This is a genomic window from Pedobacter cryoconitis, from assembly GCF_001590605.1.
Lineage (GTDB): Bacteria > Bacteroidota > Bacteroidia > Sphingobacteriales > Sphingobacteriaceae > Pedobacter > Pedobacter cryoconitis_A.
This window is the reverse complement of sequence record NZ_CP014504.1, coordinates 290,352-307,478: the sequence shown is the minus strand read 5'-3', so window position 1 is coordinate 307,478 and position 17,127 is coordinate 290,352. Positions and strand designations below refer to the sequence as shown.

General features: G+C 38.3%; 14 protein-coding genes and 1 tRNA gene. 4 read left to right on the top strand and 11 right to left on the bottom strand.

The genetic code is table 11. From position 1 onward, the window contains the following. Nucleotide 1: 1 nt before the first annotated feature. The 3 genes from AY601_RS01355 to AY601_RS01345 all read right to left on the bottom strand — a co-directional run bounded on the left by AY601_RS01355 (nt 2) and on the right by AY601_RS01345 (nt 3,980). Nucleotides 2–3,004: a SusC/RagA family TonB-linked outer membrane protein gene (locus tag AY601_RS01355; protein WP_068395448.1), complete on the bottom strand. Its 3,003-nt coding sequence runs from the start codon at nt 3,002–3,004 to the stop codon at nt 2–4. Nucleotides 3,005–3,207: 203 nt separating this feature from the next. Continuing rightward, a complete protein-coding gene (locus AY601_RS01350) occupies nt 3,208–3,408 on the bottom strand; it encodes a hypothetical protein (RefSeq protein ID WP_068395446.1) in 201 nt (66 codons plus the stop codon). A gap of 200 nt (nt 3,409–3,608) precedes the next feature. Then, on the bottom strand, nt 3,609–3,980 hold the full coding sequence (locus AY601_RS01345) for a hypothetical protein (RefSeq protein ID WP_068395444.1): 372 nt from the start codon (nt 3,978–3,980) through the stop codon (nt 3,609–3,611). A 219-nt stretch (nt 3,981–4,199) separates the two neighbouring features. Between AY601_RS01345 and AY601_RS01340 the strand changes: the two genes are divergently transcribed. Beyond that, nucleotides 4,200–4,430: a hypothetical protein gene (locus AY601_RS01340; RefSeq protein ID WP_068395442.1), complete on the top strand. Its 231-nt coding sequence runs from the start codon at nt 4,200–4,202 to the stop codon at nt 4,428–4,430. Between the two features lie 78 nt (nt 4,431–4,508). Here AY601_RS01340 and AY601_RS01335 read toward each other — a convergent pair whose 3' ends face one another. Next, a complete protein-coding gene (locus AY601_RS01335; RefSeq protein ID WP_157287634.1) occupies nt 4,509–5,216 on the bottom strand; it encodes an SMI1/KNR4 family protein in 708 nt (235 codons plus the stop codon). Between the two features lie 194 nt (nt 5,217–5,410). Continuing rightward, complete coding sequence (locus tag AY601_RS01330; RefSeq protein WP_157288112.1) at nt 5,411–6,259, bottom strand: sugar phosphate isomerase/epimerase family protein; 849 nt, start codon at nt 6,257–6,259, stop codon at nt 5,411–5,413. Between the two features lie 154 nt (nt 6,260–6,413). On the opposite strand from AY601_RS01330, the gene AY601_RS01325 reads away from it, so the two are divergent. Then, complete coding sequence (locus AY601_RS01325) at nt 6,414–7,475, top strand: helix-turn-helix domain-containing protein (protein ID WP_198163581.1); 1,062 nt, start codon at nt 6,414–6,416, stop codon at nt 7,473–7,475. A 210-nt stretch (nt 7,476–7,685) separates the two neighbouring features. Further along, nucleotides 7,686–9,473 carry an MAC/perforin domain-containing protein gene (locus AY601_RS01320; RefSeq protein ID WP_068395435.1) on the top strand — a complete coding sequence of 596 codons (1,788 nt, stop codon included), beginning with the start codon at nt 7,686–7,688 and terminating at the stop codon, nt 9,471–9,473. A 61-nt stretch (nt 9,474–9,534) separates the two neighbouring features. Here AY601_RS01320 and AY601_RS01315 read toward each other — a convergent pair. From AY601_RS01315 to pyrF, 6 genes are all read right to left on the bottom strand, one after another. Next, nucleotides 9,535–9,618, bottom strand: a tRNA-Leu gene (locus AY601_RS01315). A 57-nt stretch (nt 9,619–9,675) separates the two neighbouring features. Beyond that, entirely contained in the window at nt 9,676–10,437 is a 762-nt protein-coding gene (locus tag AY601_RS01310) for an MBL fold metallo-hydrolase (RefSeq protein ID WP_068407004.1), read from the bottom strand. A gap of 116 nt (nt 10,438–10,553) precedes the next feature. Continuing rightward, nucleotides 10,554–11,204: a LolA family protein gene (locus AY601_RS01305; protein WP_068395433.1), complete on the bottom strand. Its 651-nt coding sequence runs from the start codon at nt 11,202–11,204 to the stop codon at nt 10,554–10,556. A gap of 12 nt (nt 11,205–11,216) precedes the next feature. After that, nucleotides 11,217–13,841, bottom strand: coding sequence for an FtsK/SpoIIIE family DNA translocase (locus AY601_RS01300; RefSeq protein WP_068395431.1), 2,625 nt, complete (start codon nt 13,839–13,841; stop codon nt 11,217–11,219). Nucleotides 13,842–13,927: 86 nt separating this feature from the next. Continuing rightward, the gene (locus tag AY601_RS01295) at nt 13,928–14,149 is read right to left on the bottom strand and encodes a PspC domain-containing protein (RefSeq protein WP_068395429.1); all 222 of its coding nucleotides are present in this window, start codon (nt 14,147–14,149) and stop codon (nt 13,928–13,930) included. 126 nt (nt 14,150–14,275) lie between these two features. Further along, nucleotides 14,276–15,106 carry an orotidine-5'-phosphate decarboxylase gene (gene pyrF / locus AY601_RS01290; protein WP_068395427.1) on the bottom strand — a complete coding sequence of 277 codons (831 nt, stop codon included), beginning with the start codon at nt 15,104–15,106 and terminating at the stop codon, nt 14,276–14,278. Between the two features lie 285 nt (nt 15,107–15,391). On the opposite strand from pyrF, the gene rho reads away from it, so the two are divergent. After that, the gene (rho, locus tag AY601_RS01285) at nt 15,392–17,125 is read left to right on the top strand and encodes a transcription termination factor Rho (RefSeq protein WP_068395425.1); all 1,734 of its coding nucleotides are present in this window, start codon (nt 15,392–15,394) and stop codon (nt 17,123–17,125) included. Nucleotides 17,126–17,127: the final 2 nt, after the last annotated feature.

The following is a 17,127-nucleotide window of genomic DNA, read 5'->3' as shown; positions in this document are numbered from 1 at the left end:
ATTAGAATGATGCGTTAATACCGAGACTGAATGTGCGGGTCTTAGGGTAATAGTTGTTATTATCAATACCAGGTGTTAAACCTCCGATGTTAATCTCAGGATCCAGTCCAGTATATTTAGTAATTACAAATAAGTTATTTGCCGTTACATAAAGCCTGATCGCTTTAATGGTCTGCACTTTTGGTTTGATGGAATAACCTAACGTAGCATTATCCAAACGTAAATAAGAACCACTTTCCAGGTAACGGTCAGAAATCAGGTAAGCATTTCCATCATTGAAAGACTCACCAAGTGTAGCTCTTGGGATGTTCTGTAATTTAGCATCAGCAGGTGTATTCAGACCAGCTGCAGTAGCATTTAAGATCTTATTTCCCAATACGCCACGTACAAGGAAACTCAGGTCCCATTTTTTATAAGTAAAGCTATTCCCCCAGCCGTAGATATATTTTGGCTGCGCATTGCCAGCAATTTTAGCATCAGATGTTAATGGCTGAGTGGCAATTGTTTGCCCAGCTGCATTGACATAGGTACTTACACCTGCAGCATTCTTACCTGCATAATTCCAAAGCTTGAAAGTTCCCAATGCTTCTCCTGGTTGTATAATCTGGCTATAATTTCCAGATTGTCCTTTACCGCCCAATACTGCGGTTTGTATATAAGAGATTTTGTAGAAATCATCCGATAAGGTTTCCACTACGTTTTTATTGTGCGCAATATTTGGTGAAGTATTCCAGCTAAAATCCTTTGTTTTTACAACTAAAGCATTTAAAGACAATTCAATACCCGTATTTTTGATCTTGCCTACATTGGCCGTAATGGTTGGTAAGAAATACTGCGTGGTAGAAACAGCATACTCAGAATAAATCAGGTCAGATGTCTTTTTGATATAGTAATCTACTGAACCTGTAACTCTGTTCCCGAATAAACCAAAATCCAATCCGATATTGGTAGTCGAAGTGCTTTCCCATTTCAAGTCCGGGTTCTCATTTCTTACCGGGCCAATTGCATTGCTGATGACTCCGTTGTTCAGGTATTTACTGCTGGTTGCAGGTGTTCCATAAACTAATAAAGCAGAAAAGGCATCAAAACCAAGACTATTTCCTGATTTACCATAACCAGCTCTCAATTTCAGATCACTGATCACAGGTACACTTTTCATAAAATCTTCTCCGATAATTCTCCATCCGGCAGATACCGCAGGAAATAGTCCCCAACGGCTATTGATACCAAAAGCAGAAGAACCATCTTTTCTTAAAGAGGCCTGAAACAAATATTTCTCTTTGTAATTGTATTGCGCTCTTCCATAAAATGAGATTAATCTTAAAGTGGAGATTGGAGAGTTGGCAAATGTAATTTGTGAAAGTAAGGATGGGTTTGATAAAAAGATATTGTTTGCGCCCAGATTATCATTCGAAAACCCTTGCGTTGTTACGCCGAAACCATCATTAGTCCGGTCTTCCTGCCAGGAATAACCTGCAAGCAATTTCAAGCTATGCTGACCAAATACTTTATCATAGTTAAAGTATCCTTCTATCACTTCAGATTTATTCAGTACATCAGCTTTGATCGCCTGTCCGCTCACTCCTCTGGCAAGTCCTGACTGGCTATTTAAATAAGAACTTGAATTATTCTGATCTTTTTGTGTAGATAAACTTGCGGTAAACTTCAAACCAGATAAGATGTTTACTTGTGCCATCCCATTGATTAAAGTTTTGTTATTTACATTTTTAATGGAGTTATTATCAACAATAGAAAGCGGATTTCTTGTTCCGCTACCCGTTCTGTCATAGTTTTCTTTATAAGTCCCGTCCGCATTGAAAGGGCTTACTGTTGGCAAATAGAACAACATGTTTGACAGGGCCTGAGTTTGATAAATATCATTACCAGTCGTAGCACTGTTCGTGATCGTCAAACCTAATTTCAGTCTGTCATTAAAGAACCGCTGATTTACATATGCACGGACAATCGTTCTTTTTAAAGAAGTATTTTTCAGGATTCCCTGATTGTCGAAATAATTGACACTTGCACCATATTCTGAAGATGCACCTGAACCACCATAAGACAAATTATGATTTTGTGAATAACCAGTCCTTTCCAGCATTTTTTGCCAGTTCGTGTCAGATCCATCATCATCAATAGGGTTTAACACTTGCTTATTGTCTTTCAAATACTGACGCAATTCTGGTGCACTGAGCATATCATATTTTTTAGATACACTTTCAACCGCCCCATAACCACTATAAGAAAGTCTGGATTGTCCACCCTTTGATCTTTTTGTAGTAACGATGATTACCCCATTCGCAGCTCTTGACCCGTAAATTGCGGTAGAAGAGGCATCTTTTAAAATATCTATACTTTCTATGTCAGCAGGTGCTAACAGGTCGATTGATGCTCCAGGAACACCATCGATTACATAAAAAGGCTCTTGTGCTGCACCCTCACGTAAAGTAGACGGCCCCCTTAATATAGTAGAAGGTTTTGCATTAGGATCGCCACTTTTGGTTACATTTAATCCTGCCACCTTACCTTGCAGTAATTGCGCAGGGCTTGTCATTACACCTTGGTTAAATTCTTCGGCATTCACAGAAGTCACAGCTCCTGTTAAATCCTTTTTACTAGAAGTGCCATAACCAATTACTACTACATCTTTTAGCTGTTTGCTATCCGTAACGAGTGTGATGTTTAAATTTTGATTGTTACCAACAATCACCTCCCTGGTAAGCGTTCCCAACATATTAAATACAAGAATGTCCTGCGGGCCATTTACCTGTATAGAAAAATTACCGTCCTGGTTAGTAGAGGTAGCTGATTTAGTTCCTTTAACCCTGATAGTCACACCGGGTAAACCGCCGTTACTTTCGTCGGTTACTTTTCCTTTAATAACTCTGGCCTGTTGTTGTGCAAACGTACAGACTGAGATGGCCAGCATTAATAGCAGCAGCAAAAAAGACTTCTGCTGAAAATAATGGGTAACCACGAAAATTAATTTGTAGTTTTTTCTCATAAATGGTTTTATCTAAGCTTTTAAATTCCGCCAAAGATGTAGCTCTCAGTTTAATACGGATATACATTGAAGTTATTAAATTGTTAAGAACAATCATTACATGTTATTATTAAAATAACATGAGAATAACTTTTAAGTCTTAATAAAACCAGATAAATATTTAAGAGAATGTGGAAATTATGAGGTAAACCTGCGCTTTACGCTTAAGAATTATGCTTACTCAATAAACCTTTTAGCTCATTCAGCTGCTGTTCAAGAATCCTGCATTTTAGCAGATTTGTGATATACTCCATTGGCAAACCACCAGTTTGCTCACTGTTTAAAGAATTAAGCTCGTCTGCAACGAATCCCGACTTCGCATTGAACTCGACTATATCCAGAAATAAATCATTATTTGCGCCCATTGTATATGTTTAAGGTTAAATATTCTTTTCAGCTCTACTTGATGAAAAGTAATTCAATAATATCAATGGGTTTATATTATTACGGCAACTATAGCTAAAATTACGTGAAGTGCTAAAAAACGACAAGATTCTCAATCGGAAAAAATTAAAAGGGTTTTGCCTGCTTCACAAGCAACACCTAAATCAGATTAGCTTAAATATTAATCTTCCAGACTGCAACCGATTACTCCTTTGATGGTAAGTGCAGAAACACCAGAGGCATTCACAGCTTCAACGCCTATCGCACCATATGAGCCGCAATTAATTCCGACACTCGTATAATTATTAGTTGTTGTGTATAAGAATTTGCCGTTCAAATACCAATTATAACCTGTTGCACCTGGTACTAGTCCAACACCAACCAGCGTACGTCCTTTTCCATTGTAATTAGCGTAACTAAAAACCGGAGCATCTGGAACAGCAAAATATAGTGCTGAAGTTATAGGATTTTGAATTTTCGCAGGTACACCGCTAAAAGAAGACAATGTACTGATTAACAATACTGCTGCACATGATAATAAATATTTTCTCATCAAACACAATTAGTTCATATAAATATACTTCAAATATCTTAAAAGAAAAACAAAAGCAATTTTAATTACAAAAACAAACAAAATAATGAATATACCTGCAATATAGGTTAAATACGTGATTCGCGAGACATATACCTGATTTTTGAAATAAAAAAAACCAACAGTTATACTCTTTGTTTAAGCATCTGTAAATCAAAATATTCACTAAATATTAAGACCATGAAAAAGTTATTAATGATGATGATGCTCTGCACATTCGGCTTCGCAACATTTGCAATTGAAATGCCTCAACAGGATACTACAAGGCAAAAACAAGACACCTCCAAAAAGCGTACAGACAAAAAATCTCCACAAAAAAAGAAAACAAAGAAAAAAGGGTGGCCAGCAAATGATACGTTAAAAAGAACTGATCGCAGATCAGACACAACGATGAGACAACCTCAAAACTAGGAATTGATGAGGATTAAACAACTGAATGCAGACTTGGTAATCTGCATTCAGTTTTATTGATCATTTGAATCGTAAAGTTTATATTTTATCCGCTACAAATTCAGCGGTCGCACCTAGTTCCCTCAAATAGTCAACCAGCCCTTTGAGATAGAGCAAATGCCCCTGATCAACTTCAATATCCTTTTGTTTACTTAATGCTAATGCCTGTTGTGGAGTTAATTTGAAATGATCTTTCAAATAATGGACAATTTTCATTTTCTGCTGACCAATGTCTCTGATTACGACTTTTCCTTTGATCCATTCTGAAGGACCTTTCTCTTCACCATCATCACCTTCTTCTTCCTCAATTGATACATACATTTCCTCCCATAATTCAATAGTCAAATCAAAATCTGCATCCAGCAAATTGATTAACTCATCTTTATCCTTTTCTACCTTTTGTATGCTCAGCAATTTTGCTGCAAAATCATTTAAATCATCAGCAACTTTAACTGGTTCCCAGCTCCCTGCTCCATGCCATGAAAAATAGACAGGGAAACCCCGGTCCTGTTCAGATAAATCTACATAAAAAGGATCATTCATCTCGTTAGAACAGATAACATACCAGTTTTCCCGGAATTCAGCGGGCTTTGTACCGGTATAAATTTCACCAGTCGTTCCATTAAACCTATAACCGTCCTGGAATTCCTCAAAGGTTTTGACTTCGGGATAATTCTGAGGGAGATAGAGATTATCTGGCATTATTCTCTTCTCTATAAAGTTTTTAATCTCTGGATGTAGTTCCATATCGCAAGCTAATATTTATTTCTATTAATCATCCAAAACAATCGACCGATCTATATTGATTTGTCTCAAAAAATAAATATCATGCGAAACCACTAGTAATGTCCCTTTATATTCATTGAATACTTCAACTAAAATTTCAATATGCTGAATGTCCAGATATAGGAGTTGATTATAAAGATATAAGGTAAGAAAAATTACATCCCATAATCCAGGGCCTTTTGCTTGATAAAAGCCAGACTACCTTCTGCCAGGTCCTGTGCATTATATTTGGAAGGATGCCATAGCTTAACACGTTCCGCCATCCCGTCAATAGCAGAAGAAAAATTCTCCAGCACTAATGCGCCGTCATAATTAATCTTTGCCAGCGCCTCAAAAAGATCATCCCAGTTGACATTTCCTTCTCCTGGCATACCGCGATTACTCTCGGTAATATGCATATGTTTTAAATGACCGCCACTATTGATCACCGGATCACGAAAATTATCTTCTTCGATATTCATATGAAAAGTATCCAGATGAAGTGCTAAAGCAGGTGAGCCAACCTGTTCAATTAAATCCAGCACATCAGCAGCACAGGTGCATACATAACTTTCATACCGGTTAACAGGCTCTAAACACATCGTTACACCTAAACGGCTCGCATAATCGGCACACAGCGCTAATACCTGAACTACTGTTTCAGTTTCCTCAGCAGTTTTTAGCGAACCTGAAAAAACACCAATACCACTGTGAAGCACTCCTGCAAGAATTGTTGATTCCAGTTCAGCAGCTTTGTTAAGTGCCGATTTAATCGCATCATATGCCTGATCAGGATAAAAAGGAATATGGCAATTAGCAGGAAGATTAAATGAACAGATCGCCTTAATATGATGTTCCTTTAATTGTTTTCGTACTATTGTGGTATTGATTTTCATCGAAGGAGGCAATAAGATCTCCAGCACATCAAATCCTGCTGCTGCTGTTTTTTGAATTGCATAAGCCCCCTCAATTGCCTTCCATTCTGGCAGGATCCATGATAATAAAGATGCACCGAATTTTACCATATTCAATTGTTCCGTTATAAGGTTAATCAGCAGCAAGCTAAACTAATTTTGGTAACAGAAAGAATTTAGTCTTCTAATGATTAAAATTAATCATTCCAAAAAAACAGGTAATAAAATTATATATTTTCGTTTAAAATATCCCATACTGAAACCTATGCTCTCTATCTTACTTAATTACGTTGCCGTTTGCCTTATTATACAAGCACTTATTGTTTTTGTAGAGGTATCAATTAATTTTAAAAGACCCGTTATTCTTAAAATAATAATTCTTTTACTGACCACAGGTCTTGCATGGCGCGGGATTGGTTCACTTTATTTTTCTCATTACTCCTACAATCGCTGGATAATAGAAACACCCCAGTCCTTACTAGTAGCGGCCGTAATTAGCTTTTTCGCCTATTTATATGAAAGTAAATTAAAATGGCATATCATTTCCTGCGGGCTATTGATGATCGTTACACATATAGTATGCCTGGCCTATTTTACCTTCATTGTGCCTGTTGATCCGGGTATTCCATTATGGAACTTACCCGGAGCAGGAGATTTTGTCAGGTTGGCAAAGATCATTTTCGCCTCCCTTATATTTGTAATTAACCTGAGAATAGTACTGAAGATCTTAGCGAAGTACAAACGGAAAAACATCTATTTTATTCAGTTGAGAAAATGGACTCTTTATTTATTGACCATTGAGCTATTTACCTGGATAAGCCTGCTTTTTAATCAATACTCTCAATCACAGAATAGTAGTCTACCAAACCTCTGTATCCTGATCTTAAATTTCCTGACCCTTTTACTTTTATTATTCAGGCCTAAATTTCTCAACAGAAGTAATTTAAAAATTAAACTGGGAAACCTGTTTGATAAAAAAACAGGGGACGATCTCCCGGAGCATTTATTCATTGAGGTATTTTTTACGGATGCGTTTTACCTGGATAAAGATGCTTCAGTTGAAACTCTAAAAAAACGGCTAAATGTTTCAGCAGATGTACTGAGCAATTTCTTGTATGCCAATTACGGGTCAGGCCTGACAGACCTAACTAATAAACACCGGATAAATTATTTTATAGATCTGGTCAATACAGGAAAATTTAGCAATTATACAATTGATGCCATCGCACAAGAAGCTGGTTTCAGTTCCAGGTTCCATTTATATAAATCATTTAAAAGATTCCACGGCGGAACACCATCCGATTTCATAAAATCCGTAACGGCCTAGGCTAATCATATTTACAGAGGAGAAATTATGATCAGGTCCTTCCGTTTCCTACAACCCCGACACACATCATGTAAAGCGCTGAAAATCAAGGTGACATAAAAGTTAACGTGGTGACTACTGCCGGCACCGCTGTTTCTTGTATCTTATGAGGAAAAAGATTTGTTTTGGACTAAATAAAATCAATCTTTTCACATTAACTTATTATTAAAAATGTCGACAACAGAAGAAACAACAACTGCAGCAATAAACCTGACAGCAGTAAGCCCTACCACCCCACAGCAGTTTATCCTTCAATCATTTAATGCATTTGATGAAGCAATTGCCAGTGCACCATGGGACATCCTGAACTATACGCTGAATAACCTGATCACAAGTGTAGCTGATGATCAAATAAGTTTACAAACTGCTCAAGGCCAATTTAAAGGGGTATTTAGTATAGAAAGCTGTATGGAAGCAACCAGCACTTCAATTGCCGCTTCTATGGGCATGAGCATGAGTTACGCCTGCTATAGCGGATCTGTCCAGGCCAACTATTCAGAAGAAACCCAGCAAACCAGTACCAGCCTGAGCGCAAGTAATACGTCTGTAATTAACTGCGGCACGATCAGCTATAATAATTCGACAGACTATACAACCATATTATCTTTGTTAAAACCATCCTTATTAACTGCCTTAAAAAGCATCAGCAGCCTTAGAGATGCGCAAGCCTTTACTGAACAATATGGCACCCATCTGATCACAGGTTTAAATTTGGGTGGAATTATTCTGACAACACTACAGATAAGTACCCAAACTTATGCTGAACAGCAATCAGCATCTGCTACAGTAAAAGCTGCTTATAATGGTGCAGGCAGCAGTGCTGATGCTACAGCAACAGCTACCAGCACGGTGACCAGCAGCCTAAGCAAGTATAATGCTGACAACGAAGTAAAAGCTGTAGGTGGCAGCTCTGCTGCAGCTTCCAGAATTGGATTAACATCAACCTCAGCTCAATATGATGAATTTGCAAAAAGCTGCACAGCTGATACGGTTTATGGCGTATATAAAAGTCTTGAATACTGGAAATTAATACAGTCAACCTACCCAACAGCATCTCATATACTATTGGACTATATCAATCTTTTTATTTTAGCGCAAAGCATTAACCATCCTACAGTCATATCCAATACAATTCCTTTAGGTTTGGATTATGAAGCTGTTGTCTTGGTAAATCCATCGACTAATTCCAGCGTCGACGGATCTAAGCCATTGCCCGCAGCCTATAAAGTTGTCTCGGGCGGTGCGCAGATACTACCTACCTCAGCTACTGCTTACTTAACAGCTTCTTTTCCAACAACGGTGATAAGTAATGGAAATACCAGTGTTTCCGGATGGGAAGCCAATAGTGACGATCTTAAATATCGCTGTAAAAACACAGATACCTTAACCGCATACGCTTTGTGTATCTATGATCCGGGTAATTTACTAAAGGTTGTGCTCAATCAGCAGCAAGGAACACATCCGGGAAGCGGCACCGATGTCGCTTACGCATCACTTAATAATTTTAATGGGGCAATATTAGCCGGAGGAGGAACGCATTGCGAAAATACCGGCGGAATCAAGTTTATTGTGAGCACTTATCCAGATGGAAATTATACACAATGGATATCTGAAGTAAAAGATTGCCATACAGCTGCATCTAATGTTGTACTTACTTCTTACGCAGTTGGAGTGATTGCACCAGTTAACTTAAAAATTAATCAAACTACAGGTTCATCAACCTCTGCAACAGGAGGATCAGATCAGACAACAGTTAATTTAGGTGACATTCCAGTTATAGGGGGAGGTGCAAAGGTAGTTATTGTAAATAAGGGCTCTGGTAATCTGCTACAGCAATCTTATCCTTCTTCTGCAAACAGCTGGACTGAATTTAATAAAAGCTATAATGGAGCGGAAGATGGCTCAACAGCTACAGCAACTGTTTTTGGTATCGGTTTAACTGCGAGTATAGCTTATTAAAAATCAGCAAGTGTTACAAAAGAATAGCCAGTCAATTATGACTGGCTATTCTTCATTAGTGTATCCGGAAGCAGATTCGAACTGCCACGCCTTTTCAGGCGCCACCCCCTCAAGGTGGTGCGTCTGCCAATTTCGCCACCCGGATATCTTGTGAGGTGCAAATATATATTTATTCGCTATAATCGAGCAACTATTTTAAAAATTATAAATTTATAACCAGTCCATCATACCCTAACCTGATATTCTCCGGCAACTCCTTTTCCACATCCGCATGTTTCCCCATATTATGGCCAATATGCGTTAAATAAGTCATCTCCGCACCAATTTCCTGTGCAAAGGTAATCGCTTCTCCTAAAGTAAAATGCGATATATGATCTTCAACCTGCAAAGCATTCACGACTAAAACCTTTGTTCCTTTTATTTTAGCAATCGTTTCCTGCGAAATAGTTTTCGCATCGGTGATATAGGTAAAATCATTAATTCTGAAACCCAGGATCGGTAGCTTATAATGCATGATCTGCAAAGGAATCAATTCCGTTTTTCCGATATAAAAATTCTCCGTAGCAATCGTATGTATATTGATCTGCGGAATTCCCGGATAAACCTTTTCCGCAAAAATATAGGAGAACTCTCTTTTCAAAGCATCCTGAACTCTTTCGGTCGCATAAATGTCAATGTTCTTCTGCAGCAAATAATTGAAAGGACGAATATCATCCAACCCAGCAACATGATCTTTATGCTCATGCGTGTATACAATCGCATCCAGATTCTTTACACCTGCACGCAGCATCTGGTACCTGAAATCAGGCCCGCTATCTATTACAATCGTCTTATCCCCCGTTTCCACCAATACAGAAACCCTCAGCCGATTATCTCTTGGATCATCAGAGTGGCAAACTTCACAATTGCAGCAAATCACAGGAATTCCCTGGGAAGTGCCAGTACCTAAAAATGTAATTTTCAAAAGCAGCTGGTTTATAAGATCCTGTTTAAAATTAAAACAGAGTCTAATGTAGTTCAAAAATAACAAAAAAAAAGGGTTCAGACGCCTTGTCTGAACCCCATTTATCTTTAATCTGATTACCGCAAATCAACTACTTCAACACCAGGATATTTCCTCGCATCAAATGTAAATGTCGATTCCGGAACCTTCGCATTGCCCATAAACGATTTTATGGTATACGTATATTTATTACCGTTTTTGTCCAGAATTAAAACATTTGACAATTGCTTAGCCACCTTATCAATACTTAACCGGATCTTAAAATAAGAAGTCTTTGAATCTACAGGAGATAAATCTATCAGCTGATAAACCTTTGCACCTACTTTCTGGTCGCCAGTATAAAGATATTTGAACCCCTTTTCATACAAAGTAAACACCTTTGCAGGGTTTAATGCATCACTGCCATTATCTGCAACAGAAACCTGTACTTCTTTATCTTTTTTCAGATAAGTCCACTGGCTTTTACCATCACTGATCATATCCTGATCAGTCATGATCACTTTATATTTATTAGCAGCAGCTTTTGCAATCAGCGTCCCCTGCTGAGTTTCTTTCGCCTTATTTTGAGGGCTCTCCAGTGTAAAAGTAAAATCTGCCTTTACGATATCATATGATTTATATTTCTTGCTTACATCTGCTAAAATAGTCTTTGCTTTAACATCCTGCTGAGCATATACACCAAAACTTATTCCTGATAAAATCAGTAATGCACCTAATATCTTCTTCATCTGCTCTTCTAATTATTTCTTCAGATCGTTCAATAACTGTTCCAATTGATGTTCATCAAGTATTAATACCTCTCTTGCTTTACTTCCCTCAAAAGGGCCAACAATACCAAAAGCCTCCAACTGGTCAATAATTCTGCCCGCTCTGTTATAGCCAAGCTTCATTTTTCTTTGGATCAGAGAAGTAGAACCCTGCTGATGCATTACAATCAGCCTGGCTGCATCCTCAAACATCACATCACGGTCATTCGGATCAAAATCAGATTTGGCAGACTCTGCCGCCTCGTCCAGATATTCAGGCAACTGATAAGCCTCTGCATATCCGCGCTGATTACCGATAAACTCAGAAATACGGTCAACCTCAGGTGTATCCACAAATGCACACTGTAGCCTGATCAGATCATTTCCGGTAGATAACAACATATCTCCACGACCAATCAGCTGATCCGCACCGCCACTATCCAGGATAGTTCTGGAGTCAATTTTAGACAATACTCTGAAAGCAAGCCTTGCCGGGAAATTCGCTTTAATTGTACCCGTAATAATATTTACCGAAGGACGCTGCGTGGCTAATACCAGGTGAATACCTACTGCACGTGCCAATTGAGCCAAACGGGCAATCGGCGTTTCCACCTCTTTACCAGCGGTCATCATTAAATCGGCAAACTCGTCTACAATTAATACAATATAAGGTAAGAAACGGTGTGAATTATTTGGATTCAGCTTCCGTTTGATGAACTTCTCATTGTACTCTTTCAAATTTCTCACCTGTGCATCCTTCAACAGATCATAACGCTGATCCATCTCAATACATAACGAATTTAAAGTATGGATTACCTTTTTTGTATCTGTAATAATCGCATCAGCCTCCCCCGGAAGTTTCGCCAGGAAATGCCTTTCGATCTTGTTAAACAATGTCAGCTCTACTTTCTTTGGATCTACCAGTACAAATTTAAGCTGCGAAGGATGTTTCTTATAAAGCAGAGAAACCAGGATCGCATTAATACCAACAGATTTACCCTGTCCGGTTGCTCCTGCAACCAGTAAATGGGGCATTTTAGCCAGATCGGCAATATAAACCTCATTAGAAATAGTTTTTCCTAAAGCAATAGGCAGATCCATTTCCGTTTTCTGGAACTTTTCAGTATTCAGAATACTTCTCATCGATACCATCTCCGGATGCATATTGGGAACCTCTATACCAATGGTACCTTTTCCAGGCATCGGCGCAATAATACGAATACCCAATGCCGCTAAACTTAAGGCAATATCATCTTCCAGGTTCTTAATTTTTGAAATCCTGACTCCCGGAGCAGGAATAATCTCATAAAGCGTTACCGTCGGGCCAATCGTAGCCTTAATTTTATCAATCTCAATATTATAATGATTCAGTGTCTCAACAATTTTATTCTTGTTAGCCTCTAATTCATCTGCGTTTACTGAGATCTTGTTAGAACCATAATTTTCTAATAACTCCAGATTAGGATAAACATAACTCGCCAGATCCAGCGTAGGGTCATAATTACCAAACTGTTCTACCAGATCATCCGATTTCTTTTCCTCTTCACTTTTCTGAATCGTTAACTGCGGTTCTGCTTTAACTTCTTCAAAGATCAATTCCTTAATCGGCTCTACTGCCGGAGAAAGAATGATCGGTGCATTCATTACATTTAAGATAGGTGCTTTTGGCACTATTACCTCAGGTTCAGCTTCCTTCTCTTCGAAACGGCTCGGTGTCAGCGTAATATTCTGCTGCTCCTTTTTACGTTCAGAAGCCAGTCTGTCATTTAAGGTAAATTCTATCTGATCAGGCCGTTCTATATTTTCTTTCACTGCCACAGGCGATGCACGTTCTAGGGGAGAAACTCTTTCGACTTGCTCTTTAAAGTCTGAGAAAGCATTACCAGAAGCCTCAGGCATAGTTTCTTCCTCTTCTTCATGACGTACCCTCTCCGGGAATTTAAAGTCAATATTGTAAGCAATAATTAAAATTGTCAGTCCTAAAAAGGCAATCAGCCCACCAACCCCGGTCACACCAACCTGAGCAACGAGTAAGCGGTTAGCCCAATACCCGATTTCACCTTCCAGGTAATGCGGAGAATCAGCAATAAAAGAATGCAGAAACCCGAAAACCAGTGACAGGAAAAGCAGGAAAAACAGACTGTAACCCAATGTTTTTTCCAGTGCAAATATTTTCACCTTAAACAATAAGCGGTAACCGATAACGAAGAAAACGAATACAAATAAAAAGGAAGCGACACCAAACCACTCATAGATGAACTGATGAGATAATAACGCACCAAACTTACCCAGCCAGTTTTGTACTACAATAGGAATATTATGCTGCTGTAACTCTTCTACTGTTTTAAAAAGATTACTCCAGCCACCATTTGCATCAATTACATAGCTATAATCTTCCTGCCAGGTAAAAAGGTAGGAAGTGAATGCCACAAGGAAATAGATAGATAGAATCAGGAAAAACAAGCCTGCAATTTTCAAAACCCTCTCATCCTGAAAATTCAGTGAAGGTATCCTTTCAAATCTTGCTCTTGGTTCTTTGGACGATGCTCTTGAACCTGGCTTCTCCCCGTATTCGTTTTTGAATGAATTAGATTTAAATTGGTTTCCCCTTAACGACATTTTTCGTAACTGTATTAATAAACAACAAATATAAAATATATAGTTGTATGAGTCCTGTTATGCTGATTTATAACAGCACATTAAATTTATAAATCCCAAATCCGCTGTCTGATCCTTTTAATATAATGGCGGACATCTAAAATAAGCACAGCCATTATATAAAAAACAATAGGAAAACCTACTGCCAGAAAAGAAGAATAGATAAAGAATAATCTGATTTTACTGATCGACATGTCAAAACGGTCTGCAATATAAGTACAGACCCCAAAACTTTGCTTCTCGAAATAGGTTACGATGCGCTGAAACATGTTTTTAATTTATTAACAGGCCTGTGCAATAATCATACCCCAAACAGGGACTCTTATTGATAACAATGCCAATAGCAATTTAAACATTTTTTCTCACATCAAGATTTCTTTTTTATTGTAAGAAACTTATAATAAACCTGATTTTTCAAGGATTATCTCCATTTCCTGCTGCAACTTTAAGGCTTCTTCCCTTGCCTTCTCCGCAAAGTCTTCCCCTTTACCCGCATAAATTATCCCTCTTGATGAATTCACCAGTAAACCACAAGTTGCATTTAAGCCAAATTCGCAGACATCTGCTAAACTTCCACCTTGTGCACCTACACCAGGAACCAGTAAAAAGTTATCCGGTGCAAGCCTTCTGATATTTGCAAACTCAGCTCCCCTTGTTGCGCCAACTACATACATCAGCTGATCACTGCTTCCCCATTTCGAAGACACGCGGATTACTTCTTCATAAAGCTTTCCATCAGCATTTTCAAACAATTGAAAATCACTATGGCTCTCATTTGAAGTCAGTGCCAGTAAAATAACCCATTTATCCTCATACTTTAAAAAAGGACCAACAGAATCTTTTCCCATATAAGGAGCAACAGTAATCGCATCGAAACTCATTCCCGATTTCTCTTCGTTGAAAAAAGCATCCGCATACATCGCAGAAGTATTTCCAATATCTCCTCTTTTTGCATCCGCAATGGTAAAAATATCTTCAGGAATATGAGCCCATGTTTTCAATAAACTCTCCCAGCCCTTCAAACCTCTTGATTCATAGAACGCTGTGTTAGGCTTATAAGCAACACACAGATCTTTGGTCGCCTCAATAATTTGTTTGTTGAATTCAAATATCGGATCTTCAAAACTCAACAAGTGTTTTGGAACATTTTCCAACACCGGATCGAGTCCAACACATAAAAACGATTTTTTAGCTTGAATTTGTTCAAATAGTTGCTTCTTATTCATTTGGGCTTAGATTATGCGCAAATATGCCAAATTTTCCACAGCAATTCAGAGCCTATTTAAGATGAGTTTTGCACATATTAAGTAAAATCTTTATAACAATTTTCGTTTTTACTTGGAGATTAGGATACAATTACATACAATTGCAACATAATTCTCAAAAGTTTATCTGATCATTCCAGAAAATCTCACAAAAATTTGTTCTATTTTCAAATTCATAATTGCATTTTTTTGCTTTGATCTACTGATAAATAATTTCGTTTATAAAAATTTCTCTACACCCACATAATGTTTAACAAAACAGAATTAAATGAAAAACTTACTGCAGAATTGCGGGAGTTAGCAAAATCTCAGGGGATCTTGAATGCTGATGATTTGCGTAAAGCTGAATTGGTTGAAGTTATTCATCAAATCAGTGAACAACAACCTGAAGCTGCACCTGCCACTGCTGTTCCTGAAGCAGCAATCAGCAATGATGTTGTCAAAGAAAATCCGGCAAAAACAGCTAAACCAAAAGCTCCGAAAATCAATACTGCAGAAAAACCGCTTAGAAAAAGGACACGTATTCCTAAAGACGAAGCAGAACAAGCTCCGGCAACCAGCAACGGAAATAACTTCAACAGAGCATCCCTGTTCGATACACCGCAGCAAGAAGAGCAGCAGGTACAGCCTGAAACTACACCTGCATCAGCAACTAATGGAAATGTTCAGTCAGAAACTCCGGCCCCGGTTGCTGTTCCAGCACCAAGAACTGAAGAAAGACAACCTGTTCAGCCAGCTGTTACAGCACCTGCAGAAATTAAGAAGTCAAAACCTGTAAGAGAAGATAACAGGCCAAAAAACAACAATAACAACGGTAACAATAGCAATCAGAAGCAGAACGAGAACAGCTATTCAAATCTTGATTTCGACAATACCATCACAAATGAAGGTGTATTGGAAATTATGCCTGATGGATATGGTTTCTTAAGATCGGCAGATTACAATTACCTTTCTTCACCTGATGATATTTACGTTTCACAATCTCAGATCAAACTTTTCGGTTTAAAAACCGGAGATACAGTTAAAGGAAGTATCCGTCCTCCAAAAGAAGGCGAAAAATATTTCCCACTGGTCAGAGTAGAGACGATCAATGGCCGTTTACCAGCTGATGTAAGAGATAGAGTCCCTTTCGACTACCTGACTCCACTATTCCCGACAGAAAGATTAAATCTTTTCACAGAAACCAATAACTACTCTACCCGTATCATTGACTTATTTACCCCAATCGGTAAAGGTCAGCGCGGTTTAATCGTTGCACAACCTAAAACAGGTAAAACAAACCTGTTGAAAGAAGTTGCCAATGCAATTGCTAAAAACCACCCTGAAGTTTACCTGATTATTTTACTGATCGATGAACGTCCGGAAGAGGTAACAGATATGGCAAGAAGCGTACGTGCAGAAGTCATTGCTTCTACATTTGATGAGCCAGCTGAACGTCATGTGAAAATTGCCAATATCGTATTGGAAAAAGCAAAACGTTTAGTAGAATGCGGACACGACGTTGTCATCCTGCTGGATTCAATTACACGACTTGCACGTGCTTACAATACAACTGCTCCTGCATCTGGTAAAATCTTATCTGGTGGTGTGGACGCAAACGCTTTACATAAACCAAAACGTTTCTTTGGTGCTGCCCGTAACATTGAAAGAGGAGGATCTTTAACTATTTTAGCAACTGCATTAACTGATACAGGTTCTAAAATGGACGAAGTAATTTTCGAAGAATTCAAAGGAACAGGTAATATGGAATTACAATTAGACCGTAAATTGTCTAACAAACGTATCTTCCCTGCTATCGATATCACGGCATCAAGTACCCGTAGAGACGACTTATTACATGACAGAGATACCTTACAACGCGTATGGATCTTACGTAACCACCTTGCAGATATGAATGCGCAGGAGGCTATGGAATTTGTTCAGGCACAAATCAAGAACACAAAAACTAACGAAGAGTTCTTAATTTCTATGAACAGCTAGTC

Coding starts and splice junctions, on each gene's coding strand:
- AY601_RS01355 (WP_068395448.1), bottom strand. CDS start 3,004: ATGAGAAAAAACTACAAATTAATTTTCGTGGTTACCCATTATTTTCAG.
- AY601_RS01350 (WP_068395446.1), bottom strand. CDS start 3,408: ATGGGCGCAAATAATGATTTATTTCTGGATATAGTCGAGTTCAATGCG.
- AY601_RS01345 (WP_068395444.1), bottom strand. CDS start 3,980: ATGAGAAAATATTTATTATCATGTGCAGCAGTATTGTTAATCAGTACA.
- AY601_RS01340 (WP_068395442.1), top strand. CDS start 4,200: ATGAAAAAGTTATTAATGATGATGATGCTCTGCACATTCGGCTTCGCA.
- AY601_RS01335 (WP_157287634.1), bottom strand. CDS start 5,216: ATGGAACTACATCCAGAGATTAAAAACTTTATAGAGAAGAGAATAATG.
- AY601_RS01330 (WP_157288112.1), bottom strand. CDS start 6,259: ATGGTAAAATTCGGTGCATCTTTATTATCATGGATCCTGCCAGAATGG.
- AY601_RS01325 (WP_198163581.1), top strand. CDS start 6,414: ATGCTCTCTATCTTACTTAATTACGTTGCCGTTTGCCTTATTATACAA.
- AY601_RS01320 (WP_068395435.1), top strand. CDS start 7,686: ATGTCGACAACAGAAGAAACAACAACTGCAGCAATAAACCTGACAGCA.
- AY601_RS01305 (WP_068395433.1), bottom strand. CDS start 11,204: ATGAAGAAGATATTAGGTGCATTACTGATTTTATCAGGAATAAGTTTT.
- AY601_RS01300 (WP_068395431.1), bottom strand. CDS start 13,841: ATGTCGTTAAGGGGAAACCAATTTAAATCTAATTCATTCAAAAACGAA.
- AY601_RS01295 (WP_068395429.1), bottom strand. CDS start 14,149: ATGTTTCAGCGCATCGTAACCTATTTCGAGAAGCAAAGTTTTGGGGTC.
- pyrF (WP_068395427.1), bottom strand. CDS start 15,106: ATGAATAAGAAGCAACTATTTGAACAAATTCAAGCTAAAAAATCGTTT.
- rho (WP_068395425.1), top strand. CDS start 15,392: ATGTTTAACAAAACAGAATTAAATGAAAAACTTACTGCAGAATTGCGG.